Source organism: Chamaesiphon minutus PCC 6605 (assembly GCF_000317145.1).
In the GTDB taxonomy this organism is placed as follows: domain Bacteria; phylum Cyanobacteriota; class Cyanobacteriia; order Cyanobacteriales; family Chamaesiphonaceae; genus Chamaesiphon; species Chamaesiphon minutus.
In genome coordinates this window covers 802,469-816,137 of record NC_019697.1, presented here as the reverse complement: position 1 = coordinate 816,137, position 13,669 = coordinate 802,469, and the positions used below count along the sequence as shown (strand labels likewise).

At 47.0% G+C, this 13,669-nt stretch carries 9 protein-coding genes; 4 read left to right on the top strand and 5 right to left on the bottom strand.

What is annotated here, in order from left to right; all coding sequences use genetic code 11:
- Positions 1–28: 28 nt before the first annotated feature.
- The 4 genes from CHA6605_RS03730 to CHA6605_RS03715 all read left to right on the top strand — a co-directional run bounded on the left by CHA6605_RS03730 (position 29) and on the right by CHA6605_RS03715 (position 6,915).
- The gene (locus CHA6605_RS03730; RefSeq protein WP_015158212.1) at positions 29–3,343 is read left to right on the top strand and encodes a phycobilisome rod-core linker polypeptide; all 3,315 of its coding nucleotides are present in this window, start codon (positions 29–31) and stop codon (positions 3,341–3,343) included.
- A 185-nt stretch (positions 3,344–3,528) separates the two neighbouring features.
- A complete protein-coding gene (locus CHA6605_RS03725; protein ID WP_041548678.1) occupies positions 3,529–4,998 on the top strand; it encodes an aminotransferase class I/II-fold pyridoxal phosphate-dependent enzyme in 1,470 nt (489 codons plus the stop codon).
- 158 nt (positions 4,999–5,156) lie between these two features.
- Complete coding sequence (gene cbiT / locus CHA6605_RS03720) at positions 5,157–5,756, top strand: precorrin-6Y C5,15-methyltransferase subunit CbiT (RefSeq protein ID WP_015158210.1); 600 nt, start codon at positions 5,157–5,159, stop codon at positions 5,754–5,756.
- A gap of 286 nt (positions 5,757–6,042) precedes the next feature.
- Complete coding sequence (locus CHA6605_RS03715; protein WP_041548677.1) at positions 6,043–6,915, top strand: phosphatidate cytidylyltransferase; 873 nt, start codon at positions 6,043–6,045, stop codon at positions 6,913–6,915.
- A gap of 140 nt (positions 6,916–7,055) precedes the next feature.
- Here CHA6605_RS03715 and CHA6605_RS03710 read toward each other — a convergent pair whose 3' ends face one another.
- The 5 genes from CHA6605_RS03710 to CHA6605_RS03685 all read right to left on the bottom strand — a co-directional run bounded on the left by CHA6605_RS03710 (position 7,056) and on the right by CHA6605_RS03685 (position 13,605).
- The gene (locus tag CHA6605_RS03710) at positions 7,056–7,616 is read right to left on the bottom strand and encodes a hypothetical protein (protein WP_015158208.1); all 561 of its coding nucleotides are present in this window, start codon (positions 7,614–7,616) and stop codon (positions 7,056–7,058) included.
- Between the two features lie 342 nt (positions 7,617–7,958).
- Positions 7,959–8,993, bottom strand: a complete 1,035-nt coding sequence (locus CHA6605_RS03700) for a PRC-barrel domain-containing protein (protein WP_015158207.1) — start codon at positions 8,991–8,993, stop codon at positions 7,959–7,961.
- 369 nt (positions 8,994–9,362) lie between these two features.
- Positions 9,363–12,095 (bottom strand): valine--tRNA ligase, encoded by a 2,733-nt coding sequence (locus CHA6605_RS03695; protein WP_015158206.1) that lies wholly within the window; start codon positions 12,093–12,095, stop codon positions 9,363–9,365.
- A gap of 296 nt (positions 12,096–12,391) precedes the next feature.
- Positions 12,392–12,652 carry a nitrate/nitrite transporter NrtS gene (gene nrtS / locus CHA6605_RS03690; protein WP_015158205.1) on the bottom strand — a complete coding sequence of 87 codons (261 nt, stop codon included), beginning with the start codon at positions 12,650–12,652 and terminating at the stop codon, positions 12,392–12,394.
- Between the two features lie 95 nt (positions 12,653–12,747).
- On the bottom strand, positions 12,748–13,605 hold the full coding sequence (locus CHA6605_RS03685) for a DUF72 domain-containing protein (protein ID WP_015158204.1): 858 nt from the start codon (positions 13,603–13,605) through the stop codon (positions 12,748–12,750).
- Positions 13,606–13,669 lie beyond the last annotated feature (64 nt).

The window sequence follows — 13,669 nt, the reverse complement described above, 5'->3', positions numbered from 1 at the left end:
AATATTCGGTTGGGAGATTTAGGATCTAATGAGTGTTAAGGCAAGTGGTGGCGGCTCGCTATCCCGTCCAAATTTATATCAAACACTTCCGGTTGCGACCATTTCGCAGGCAGAACAGCAAGATCGGTTCCCCGCGATGGGCGAATTGAGCGAGTTGAGTAGCTACTTTCAGTCTGGAGCCAAACGGATCGAAATCGCCAAAATTCTCAGCGATAACTCTGACTTGATTGTTTCCCGTGCGGCTAACCGGATTTTCGTCGGTGGTTCGCCGATGGCATTTTTGGAAAAGCCCAAAGCCGAGCCGGAAGTTGCTAGAACCTTTGCCAGTGGCACCAAACAAAGTGAGTCCACCTTGGGAACTGTCACTTTTGTCGAAGCTAAAGGTGGTTTTCTATCTAACTTGACTTCGTTGTTCACAGCGACTGGCGCGGGTGCGATTCCTCAAGGTTTCCAGCCGATTAACATCGCCCTCTACGGCCCTGCTAACATGCAGAAGTCGTTGCGGGATATGAGCTGGTTCCTACGCTACATCACCTATGCGATCGTCGCTGGCGATCCAAACATCGTAGTCGTCAATACGCGCGGCTTGCGGGAAATCATTCAAAACGCTTGCTCGGTACCCGCAACCATCGTCGCACTGTCAGAAATGCGTGCTGGTGCGCTCGGTTACTTTAGCAAAGACAAAGAAGCGCAAGAAATTATCGAGCGGTACTTTGACCTGACAATTGGTGAATTTAAAGCATCCGCACCAGCTAACAAACTCCGTCAGCGTCCTTCTAACGACCAACAGGGCTTAGAACTGCCTCAACTTTACTCCGCCGCAGCCGAACGTCGCGTCAAGTATGCGATGAAACCAGGATTATCGGCAGGCGAAAAAAATGACGTTATCAAAGCGGCTTATCGCCAAGTCTTTGAAAGAGACATCACTCGTGCCTATAGCTTGTCGGTTTCCGACTTGGAATCGAAAGTTAAAAATGGCGAAATCTCGATGAAAGAATTCATCCGTCGCTTGGCTAAATCGCCGCTGTATCGCAAAAACTTCTTCCTACCATACATCAACAGTCGGGCACTAGAACTTGCCTTCCGGCACATTTTAGGTCGCGGGCCTTCTTCTCGCGAAGAAGTGCAGAAGTATTTTAGTATCGTCTCGGCTAAAGGCTTAAATGGCCTCATCGACGCCCTCGTAGACTCCTCTGAGTACTCAGACTACTTCGGTGAAGAAACGGTGCCTTACATTCGCGGTTTGGGTCAAGAGGCTCAAGAATGTCGCAATTGGGGGCCGCAACAAGACTTATTCAATTACAGCGCGCCGTTCCGCAAGATTCCGCAGTTCCTGACGACATTTGCGGCTTATGAAAAACCATTAGCCGACCAACACGTCTACGGTTCGGGTAACGATCCGCTGGAAATTCAGTTTGGTGCGATTTTCCCCAAAGAAACTCGCAATCCCAGCAACTCGCCAGCACCATTCGGCAAAGATACTCGTCGGATTCTGATCGCTCAAGGGCCTGGTATTAATAACCAACTCAGCAATCCCGGTGCGCGTGGCGTCGCTCCAGGTAGTTTGGGCGCTAAGACTTTCAAACTCGACCAATTACCTGCTTTCCAAGCAACTGGTAAAAAAGCTAAAACTGGCCAAGGTCGCAGTACTTCCTTTGCTGAAAGTTCGACACAAGCAGTAATTAAAGCAATTTATCTGCAAGTGATGGGACGGGACGTCTATGAAGGTCAACGCCTCAAAGTTGAAGAGATCAAGCTCGAAAACGGCGATATTTCCGTTCGCGAATTCGTCCGCGCGCTTGCCAAATCCGATCTGTTCCGCAATACTTACTGGACGAAATTCTACGTCTGTAAAGCGATCGAATATATCCACCGTCGTCTGCTCGGTCGTCCGACTTACGGTCGTCAGGAGATGAATAAATACTTCGATCTCGCATCCAAGCAGGGTTTCTATGCGATCGTCGATGCGATGATTGACTCCCAAGAGTACAGCGAGAGTTTCAACGAAGACATGGTGCCCTACAACCGCTACCTCACGCCTGCGGGTGTCAGTCTGCGGAACCTCCGGGTTGGCAGTATCGGCGATACTGGCGTTGGTATTCTCACTAAAAACCAAGCTGAAACTACACCGCGCTTTGTCGAACTCGGAGCGACACAAGACAATCGTTCGCAACCAGACATCGAATTCCGCGTCAATCAAGGCGTCACCAAAAAACGCGAACAGACTAAAATCTTTAAGCTCACCCAAGCTGGAGATAAAGTTCAACTCAAAACTGTCATTCGTGCGGCCTACCGTCAAGTCTTCGAGCGGGATATCGAACCCTATATCGTCGCTAACGAGTTTAGCGCGCTCGAAAGTAAGCTCGGTAACTCCGAAATCAACCTCAAAGAGTTTATCGAAGGTCTCGGTTGCTCTGGGTTGTATCTCAAAGAGTTCTACACTCCTTATCCCAACACCAAAGTCATCGAACTAGGTACCAAACACTTCCTCGGACGTGCGCCCCTAGATCAAGCTGAAATCCGCAAATACAACCAAATTTTGGCAACTGCGGGGATTAAAGCCTTCATCGGTGCAATGGTTAATGGTGCGGAATACGTTCAGGTGTTTGGTGAAGATGTAGTGCCATATAACCGCTTCCTGACCCTGCCTGCGGCTAACTATCCCAATACTCAAACTCTGTACAACAAGCTTACCAAACAAGATAAGCAAGTTGTCGTACCAAGTTTTGATACCATTAAGCCTCGGATGGATATGGCGAAGCTACCTTTGACTGGTAAAGCCATCGCAGATAATGCCGCTGCTGCCCGTCAGAAGGCTTCTGAGCTGGTGTCTTTAGGTCGGTCTTCTAGTTTGACCATGACCGAGCCTACCGTGGCTGCAACGGCCAAAATCGCCCGCGAATCAGCCCGAATTTTTCGGATGAATGCGACGATGAGCCAATCTGAAGCCACACAAGCGATCGAAGCTTTGTACGTGCAGGTGATGGATCTCAGTTCTGGTGAAGTGCCCGAACAGTTCCGTCGTCCGGATTTAGAGAGTCAGGTTCGCAATGGCGCAATCTCTATTCGTGAATTTGTGACTGCTGTAGCTACTTCGGAAGCTTATGTAGAGCGTTTTTACACGCCATATCCCAACACCAAAGCGATCGAATTTTTATTCCGTCACCTGTTGGGTCGCGCGCCAATGAACCAAGCCGAGATGTCCGATTACAATCGGGTGATTGCCGAGCGTGGATTTGGTGCCGCAGTCAAGCTGATGGTCGATAGTGTGGAATATTCGCGCTACTTCGGCGAAGATGTGGTTCCTTATCACCGTTCTCCTTCGCTACCTGCTGGTAACTAGGTAGATTTGGTTGAGTAGTTTAGCGTTGGGGTAGTGCGTTCGATCGATTCGATCGTGCTATGCCAATGCCAAGCCGGAAAGATAGGTGAGATTAATTTCTCACCTATCTTTATTTTTGAGTTGCAAAATTAATGTTCGCGATCGCATCTTGCCCGAATACATACAGACTCGTCAGCGATCGAAATATGATATACGCTCTAAACCAATCTCAAACCCCAATTATCGACGCGCTTCAGGAGTGGGTAACCACTGCCCACGCACCGTTTTATACTCCAGGACATAAGCATGGTAGCGGGATGAATTCGCGGCTCAAAAACCGCTGGGGTGCGGATGTGTTTGGCTGGGATTTACCAGAGCTGCCAGGATTGGACAATCTTCAGGCACCATCAGGAATTATCGAATCAGCGCAAGCTCTCGCCGCTGAAGTGTTTGGCGCGGAGCGAACCTGGTTTTTGGTTAATGGTTCGACAGCCGGAGTTATCGCCGCAATTTTGGCTACTTGCGGGGAAGGGGAAAAGATTATTTTACCTCGCAATATTCATGCTTCGGCTATTTCCGGTATCGTTCATGCGGGTGCGGTACCGATTTTTATCGATCCAGAATATGACAGAGCTGTAGATATCTCGCATAGTATTACGCCAGCGGCAGTCAAATTCGCCCTAGAACGGCATCCCGACACTAAAGCTGTCATGCTTGTCTATCCGACTTATTACGGCACCTGTGGCGATTTAGCGGCCATTGCGGAGGTCGTTCATAGTTATCAGATTCCGCTACTAGTGGATGAAGCTCATGGAGCGCATTTTGGCTTTCATCCCGATCTTCCACCTGCGGCATTGGCTGTGGGTGCAGATCTATCGGTGCAATCGACGCACAAATTATTGGGTGCCCTGACTCAATCGGCGATGTTGCATGTCAATAGTAGCAGGATCGATGTCGAGCGAATCAGTCAAGCTCTAAGATCGATTCAAACAACTAGTCCGAGTTATTTACTACTAGCTTCTCTCGATGCCGCGCGCCAACAAATGGCGTTATCCGGTCGAGAATTGATGTCTCAAACGATCGAACTTGCTAAAATTGCTCGATCGAAAATCGCCCAGATCGAGCGACTTTCTGTGTTTGAATTAGATTCGACCACTTCTGGCTGTAAATATCTCGATTCAACTCGTTTAACCGTAACAGTAACTGGTCTAAATCTCACCGGATTTGCCGCCGATGAAATTTTAACCGATCGATTAGGCGTTGTCGCTGAATTACCATCTACACGGCATTTGACATTTATTATTAGTCTGGGAAATACGCGATCGGACATCGATCGATTAGTTGCCGCATTTACCGAATTAGCTGTAAATTATGCTGAAGATAAATGTCTTGAATTGCCAGAGATCGAGCCACCAGATCGAATATTAACTAAAATGGCAATTACACCACGTCAAGCAGATCGATCGCGTCATGTTAATATATCGATCGATGAGGCGGTGGGTAAAGTTAGTGCCGAATCGATCTGTCCTTATCCACCAGGAATTCCTGTCTTAATACCTGGTGAAATTATTACCATTGAGGCTCTAGATTACTTGCGATCGATCGTTGATTTTGGCGGCGAACTTGTCGGCTGTAACGACCCAGATTTACAGACAATTAAAATAGTAGACATCTAAGCTATTAGACAAGACCAAACCAGAGACCGCGTCTGCTGTCTTGACGTTTTTTTATTTGGGGGTTCCCCCCGAATAAAAAAACGTCGCTAGTGTAAGATGTGAGTAAACACACTGCAAACCTTTGTCGATATCTCTAGGTATCCACACCCCAAGAATTTATGTCCGAACTGTGGAAATATGTCTCCCCAGGGATTCCCGATGAATTATTCGAGCGATTGCCAGGGATTCCTATGAGTCAACGCGAGATTCGATTGCTGATGCTATCTGCGCTAAGATTAGAAGCAAATTCAGTCGTTTGGGACATTGGAGCGGGTACGGGGACAATTCCGGTAGAAATTGGGTTACTATGCCCTCAAGGACAAATTATCGCGATCGAGCGCGACGAAGAAGTGGCTAATCTGATTCAACTCAACTGCGATCGATTTGGGGTGCATAACGTCCAAATTGCGATCGGTAGTGCGCCTGAGTGTCTCAGCCAAATTGCAACATTACCGCAACGAGCTTGTATTGAAGGTAGCAGAGGACTTAAACCGATTTTGCAACAAGTTTGGGAATATTTACCCTCAACAGGACGAGTTGTCGTCACAGCAGCGAGTTTAGAAGCTCTGTATGAGGTGTCCGAAAGTTTTACGCAGCTACAAGCACGGAATGTCGAAGTCGTCCAAGCTGCTGTCAATCGGCTCGAAACCAGAGGCAATAGTCGCCGCCTGGCTGCTGTAGATCCGCTATTTATCCTCAGCGCAGAAAAGTTAGACTAAGTACGCTTGGGAAATAACTAGACGAGGAGACGAGGAGGCGAGGAGCCTGGGAGACAAGGAGCATTTTGTTCTCAATCCGCAATCCGCAATCCGCAATCCTGTCTTGTCTTGACGCACACAAACGGGAGGGAGCGATGCAATGTGGGCGGGTTTCCCGCCCATACAATTGCATCAAGACAACCTCCCGTTCGATGCATCGCTGTCTCGCTCAATCTGGAGGTTCCCTCCAGAGCGCGAGCCGCAAAATCCAAAATCCAAAATCCCTCCACCCTTACTCCCTCCCGAAATGTCATTACCCCGCGTCATTAGTACTATCGTAGCGATCGCTGTAGCTTTATGTATGTTATTGCTAGGTAGCTGGTACTTTACGATCGGGATGTGTATTATTGTCTATCTGGGTCAGAGCGAGTATTTCAAACTAGTTCGTGCCAAAGGGATCGAACCAGCGAGCAAGATTACGTTGGTAGTCAGTCAAGCTCTGTTACTAGTCGGGGCATTTGGCTCTGGCATCGACGATGCATTATTCCCGGTGGCTGGTACTCTGATTTGCTTTTACTTGCTGTTCTTGCCTAAAATAGCCTCGATCGCGGACATTTCTACTTCGCTATTCGGTCTGTTTTACGGCGGTTATTTGCCAAGCTATTGGATTAGGTTGCGAGTAGGATTCGATCCGTTGACGACTAATTCTTTTCCGTTTAGTACCGATTGGACGGCATTATTAGCCAATTTAGATATTAGCGTTCTACCGCCTGCTTTTACGATTACCTTGCTGTCATTCATGTGCATTATGGTGACAGATATTGGCGCATATCTGTTTGGTAAATGGCTCGGACGCACGCGATTGTCAGAAATCAGCCCTAAAAAGACGGTAGAAGGGGCGATCTTTGGCATTCTCAGCAGCATGGCAATGGGTGCTAGCGGCGCGTGGGTACTGCACTGGCATCATTGGTACATCGGCGGTGTGGCGTTGGGAAGCTTGATTGGGATGACGAGTATGTTGGGCGATTTAACCGAATCGGTAATGAAGCGCGATGCTGGAGTTAAGGATTCGGGCGATTTAATTCCCGGACATGGTGGTATGCTCGATCGCACTGATAGTTATATCTTTACTGCGCCGCTGGTTTACTATTTTGTCAAGTTAGTTTTACCTTTGATTTAAGATCGATAGTTTTGCGTAATTATTTCAAATACTAGAAACACCTGAATCATCGAGGGTGGCCACTGCCCACACTAATATTTTTAATATTTGTAACTATCGATCTAAATCTTTTAATCCTCAATTCTCAATTCTCAATTAATCTATTCTTCATTCCACAATCGTTCTAATTGATATTGCCAAGCCGTCATCATTTCTTTGCGAACATCTTCAGTCGTGCCGATATCGCCCATTACCCCTTCAGCATAAAACCTGTCGAGTGTTTGCATGGTTTGTTCGAGGGTATCGCCACGTTGTTTAGCGATACTGACGATCGCTTTGACTTGTTTGGTGGCAAAATCTTGAAAAGCTCGATCGATACCGACGCGTTTGAGATCGATCGACCTGTCGATCGCCGTACTAAAATCTTCAGTAGTTAGTCCCGCGACGCTATGCTGCCACACTCCCCACAAAACGCCCTGATTTATCGCATAACGCGTCTCTAAGGTATCATCAAAGTTGGCAGATAGGAATTCCTCAACGAAGGTCATTGCTTCGGCTGCGGGCGCGATTGGCACCAACATTCGCACCCAAGATTGTTGGGCGGAGAGAATTATTAGCAGCCGATAATCGGGTGTATCCACCTGATAAGAATCTGCATCGGCAATTGTTAGCTGTCTACCAAAACGGTTAGTCAGAAACGATTGAATATCTTGTGGGGTCATGTGGATTTTGGATTTTGGATTGCGCTCTGGATGTTCCCTCCAGATTGAGCCAGACAAGACAGGATTGCGGATTGCAGATTTTGCAATCCTAAATCTTCCGATGGTGAGAGCAACGCAAAACCCAACATTCGATCGATTGCGGGTGATAATGTTGAGTTTTCTCGTTCTCAGAGGCTGCGCCAATATATCGGTTTTCCCCTATCTTGTGGCGGTGTATCGTCGGCTTATTAAACATTTTTTGATTTTTCAATCCGGATTTTGGATAATGAATTGTCATCCAAAATCCTGTCTTGACTCACCGTCTGCCTTCGCACAAACGCGAGTCGCAAAACCCAAAATCATTTAATGTTGTTCTTCTTCTTGATATTCGACTTGCTTAACCGTTTGCGGAATCTCAACTTTTTGCGGAGGTTCGGGGATATTTAATTTTTGTGGTTGATAAGCAGGTGACTTGGTATCTTCGCCCCACATATCATCATCGAGCGTGAGAATATCGTCATCCTCTGGCTCTATGGGTTGTGCGGGTGTAGAAATTGGCGTGTAGGCGACATCCTCATAAATTTTGGCTGTACGTGGCTGTTCGCGAACGGGTTCGTTCCAGTTTTCGCCTTCGTCTTCATCATCGTAATAAAGCGGTTGCTCGGCTTGGAAGCGTTGGGGTGGTAGTGGTGCGGCTTCAACTTCTTGCCATTCTTCTTCCTGCCAGACGGGTTGCTCGACTGGGGGTGCGGCGCGGACTATTGGTGGGGGTGGAGCGATAGGTGTACCCGCAGGTAATTGATTTTCGGGGCGAATGACGGCGGGGCGATAGCTGTATTCGTCTTCCCAGGGGGCTTTGCCGAGTCCGATGCGTTCGAGGAAGCCGACGGAGAGCTGTTCGAGGCGTTCTTCGCAACCCTCAAATACCATCAACCGATTGGGGCCGCTACTGACGACTTCATCGATCGAGAATTCGTAAGTACTAATTACATTATCGGGAATTAGTGGCAATCCAAGCGCGGCGATAATAATTGAAGTGAGTTTGCCATCGTCGCAGCTAAATTTGAAGCCGCGAACTTTGCCCAGCATGTCGCCAGTTTCGGTAATGACTTCGCAGTTGATTAAGTTGGTATAATTTTCGGGATCGAGATCTTCGATCGCGTCATCGTTAGGGACGAGAATCACATCGCCCATCTTTTCGATCGATGACAAGAACATATGTTTTACCAGTCCGCCGGGAGCTGCCAGCCAACCGTCGCGTAAACCCAGGGCGACTACTTCGCGAGTGTCGATATCGACGAGTAGCTCTTTGACAATCCCCAGGCGTTTGCCAGTGTCTTTGGCAATAACTTGAGTATCGATCAGATCGGAGCGTTGACGAATCAGTTCGGATGTCATATTACCAGATTTGGATGCGGAGTACGGGGGTGCAGGCGCAGTGGCTCGGAGAGAGGAAATGTTGCTTGTGAGTGTGAAGATCTATCCTTACCATTTTATCTCGACCGCAGCTCTCATCTATTGTACGGTTTTCTCTACCCTAATTTATCAACCTTTAGCGATCGATTAAAGAAAACATTCAGCCCTCACCCCGCCAAATCCTGCGGCTCCGGCTCCCCTCTGTCTTGTCTCGCTTGCTTGGTGCAACGCACGCTGTAAACGAGCGGATCTCGGTGTGTCGCTAGACGGAAACCTCAGCGCGCACGCCTTTGTCTCCCGACGGTTTAGCAAGACAAGACAGAGGGGTTGGGGGTGAGGGCAGATTTTAGATTAGAACTGGTTTAGTCTCTGTTGTAAGATTTCTTTTTGTTTCTCGGCTTCGGCTAACATATCCTTAGTTTGTTGCACTACTTCTGGCGTGGCGCGTTCGATAAATTTGGCATTATTTAACCGACCGCTAATCGATTCAATTTCTTTATCTATTTTATCGATCTTCTTCTGAATTTTGGCTTTGAAAGCTTCGAGATCGACGACGCCAGTTAGCGGTAGAATAATTTGCACCGTCGCAAAGACACTTGCGATCGATTGTGTAGGTTCTTCTGCTAATTTATCGACGATCGTTAGATTCTCAATTTGAGCTAAATCGCACAGATAAGTTTTGCCGCGCTCTAATATTTCGCGTTCGGCTGCGCTATCGCTTTGCAGAATAATCGAGACTTTAATCGCGCGTTTGAGATCGGCTTCTGCACGCAGATTGCGAATCGTCCGCGTCGCACCGATGAGTAGATCGAATTCACGATCGAGTTCGGGATTAATGAGAGATAGATCGCTAGTAGGATATGGTTGGATCGAGATATCATTTCTTTCGTCACTCTCGCTTAATGTTTGCCAAATTTCTGCCGTAACGTGCGGCATAAATGGATGCAATAATTTAAGAATGCCATCTAAGACAAATGCTAAAGTTTGCAGTACGACTAATTTACTCTGAGGATCGGCACCTTCTTGTAGACGCGATTTGACTAACTCGATATACCAGTCGCAGAAGTCACCCCAGAAGAATTCATACAAGCCTTTTGCTGCTTCGCCCAAGCCATATCGATCGATATAATCGCGGGTTTGCTCGACGGTTTGATGAAAGCGCGAGAGAATCCATTTATCGGCTACTTCTAGAGATTCGATCGCGGGAGTCGTTAAATTATTTGAGTCAATCTTAAACTCTGAAGTTTCAAAGTTCATCATTACAAATCGCGCCGCATTCCAGATTTTATTGGTAAAATTCCGGCTGGCTTCGACAGATTCTGATTCGTCGGTTTTGCGGTTGTATTGAATCCGAATATCTTGTCCCGCACCGACAACTTCGCGGACTAAGGTGTAGCGGAGCGCGTCGGTACCGTATTTATCGATCAGTAATAATGGATCGATACCATTATTCGCAGACTTCGACTGTTTCTTACCATTTTCATCTAGCACCAAGCCGTGAATGTAGACATCTTTGAAGGGCATTTTTCCCGTCAGATATCCAGCCATCATCGTCATCCGCGCCACCCAGAAAAAGATAATGTCATAGCCAGTTACCAATGTAGAAGTCGGATAATAAGCCTCTAAATCTGCCGTATTTTCCGGCCAACCTAAAGTCGAAAATGGCCATAATCCAGACGAAAACCAAGTATCCAATACATCAGGATCGCGAACTAATTTTACATCTGCACCGAACTGTTCGATCGCCTGCGCTTTTGCTTCTTCTTCATTTTTAGCAACGAAGAAAGGCGTATTATCGGTTATCTCTCCCCCAGATTCGCTGACAGCATACCAAGCTGGAATCTGATGTCCCCACCACAATTGCCGTGAGATGCACCAATCTTGCAATTTGACTAACCAATCGCGATATACTTTCCCCCAACGTTGCGGGACAAAATCAGGCGAGTTCTGGTTATCTAAATGCTCTAGACAGTTATCCGCCATCGGGCGAATTTTGACAAACCATTGCGTCGATAATAATGGCTCGACGGGAACTTTCCCGCGATCGCTATAAGGTACGGTATGTTTATAAGCTTCTATTTTAACTAAATTACCCAGTTCTTCTAATTTAGCAACAATATTTCGCCGCGCCGCAAATCTTTCTTGCCCGTTAAATTCGCCAGCATTCTCATTGAGAGTGCCGTCTTTGTTCATAATATTAATTAAGGGCAAATTGTGACGTTTACCCATGGCAAAGTCATTCGGATCGTGTGCGGGAGTAACTTTTACACAACCCGTCCCAAATTCAGCCTCGACAAAATCATCACCGACGATCGGAATTTCGCGTCCTACAATCGGCAGCGTGAGCGTTTTCCCAATCAGATGCTGATATCTTTCATCCTTCGGATTGACGGCTACAGCAGTATCTCCCAACATCGTTTCCGGGCGCGTAGTCGCAACTTCAATGTATCCCGAACCATCGCTTAAAGGATAACGGAAATACCACAAATTACCATTGGTTTCCTTATTTTCAACTTCCAAATCTGACACCGCCGATTGCGAAGCCGGACACCAGTTGACTAAATACTGTCCCCGATAAATTAACCCATCCCGATGCAGCCGTACAAATGCCTCTAATACCGCCGCCGATAACCCCTCATCCAGCGTAAACCGTTCCCGCGTCCAATCTGCCGAAACACCCATCCGCTTGAGCTGATTGACAATCGTCCCACCCGACTCCGCCTTCCATTCCCAGGCGCGCTCTAGAAATTTCTCGCGTCCGACATCATAGCGAGTCTTACCCTCAGCTTTAAGCTGCTTTTCTAGGATCGTCTGCACCGCAATACTCGCATGATCCGTCCCAGGTAGAAACAGCGTATTGTCTCCGCACATCCGATGGTACCGAATCAACGCATCGATAAGGGAGCTTTCAAAAGCATGTCCCAAGTGCAAACTTCCCGTCACGTTTGGCGGCGGAATGACGATACAAAATGGTTTCCCACCTTTAGCCGGATCGACTTTATAGGTTTGGTTGGTTTCCCAAATCTGTTGCCATTTGGCTTCGGTTGTCTTTGCGTCGTACTGGGGGGGTAGATTTGCTGTCATGGGATGATGATGCGTCGATTTGTCACTATCTACGATTGTGACATATTATAAGCGGTAGTTATTGGGCACCTAGAAGACCGGGTTTGAAGCTGGTCCAAAGATTGAGTGAATTGGTAATCGGTTTATCGATCTATTAATTAAATCATTATTAGCACTTGGAGCCACGCGTGAAGATATTGCCACCGCAATAGCTGGTAATTAGTAAATCATCCGATTCACAAAAATTAGGGTAGGGGCAATTGATGAATTGCCCCTACCCTAATTTTTTGCGACAAACCCGATTTTTTAAATTCTGGTTAAGATCGACTCGATGTAAACTCACTATTTTTCCGCAGTGCGAACTTACGACGGTAGCTAAATTGTCCGTATACATTTACCAAGTAAGGCATCAGGTAAGTAATCACCACCGAAATCCAGCGTTCGCTAGTCATTTCGCCGCGTAATAGTGCTAGCCCATGATTGATGATAAATAGTAACGAGCCAACCAGCAAGGCTGTCTTTAATCCCGTAGACATAAATTCAGGATCGACTAGACTGGCTAGATATCTTTTGAGCATGGTGGCTAATTAACTAATAATAGTCAATAATGTACCAAATAGAAGTAATTTATAACTGTTCGTCACGGACAAATATACTGTAGTTCGATCGTCGATTAAAATAAGTTTAATTGCACTGGGGAATCGTCGCTAAATGGTGATGGTAATGGTGCCAGTGAAATACCCGATCGAGTAAAAATATCGTGTAAATAACGCGCATTAATTGGCGATCGAGCCTCGATCGGACAATGCACGAATATGTATACTTGAGTATCTCGCTCCAACCAGGTTTGAATTTGATGCGTCCATCCTGCTAGCCAGATGAGATTTGCCGATCGCACGGGATGAGAAACGTATCTAATCAGCGTAAAAGGTGCTGTCAGACTGAGATCGAGCGGGACGCGCGGTTTCTTGCATTCTACGATCGCTTCGCCGCTTTTATCTGCCTCATAAATCGGGCGAGAATCGAGAATAACTCGTCCGACACCCAATCTAGTCAACAACTCAGTCAACCGCTCTGCATGGGGCGAATCGAACCAATCTAGATGGCGAACTTCTAGGGCAATTGCCACATCTCGACGCGGTAGCTGTGAGAGAAAGTTACTTAAATCTGAAAATCTGTTGCTAGGTGAATAATGCGGTGGTAATTGAATAAACATCACCCCCAACTTGTCCCCCAATTCCTGCATTTGAGTAATAAATGCTTGCGCTTGAGGGAGGTAAGGTACGAGCGATCCATTGTGAGTAATCGCGCGGGGAAATTTGAGACAGAATTTGAAGCCAGCGGAGGTTTGCGCGATCCAACGATCGATTGTCGCGCGATCGGGTGTAGCATAAAAGGTCGTATTCCCCTCTACTGCGGGAAAATGATGGCTATAGAGGCGCAAAAATTCCTTTGAGGGCGTTTTGGGTGGATAAACTTCTCCTACCCAACCAGGATAAGACCACACAGCACAACCGATCGACAGGGGCATAAAATAAGTCCAATTAATGGAATTAGTTCTATTATCAATTAAATCGATCGGACAATTCTAGCTG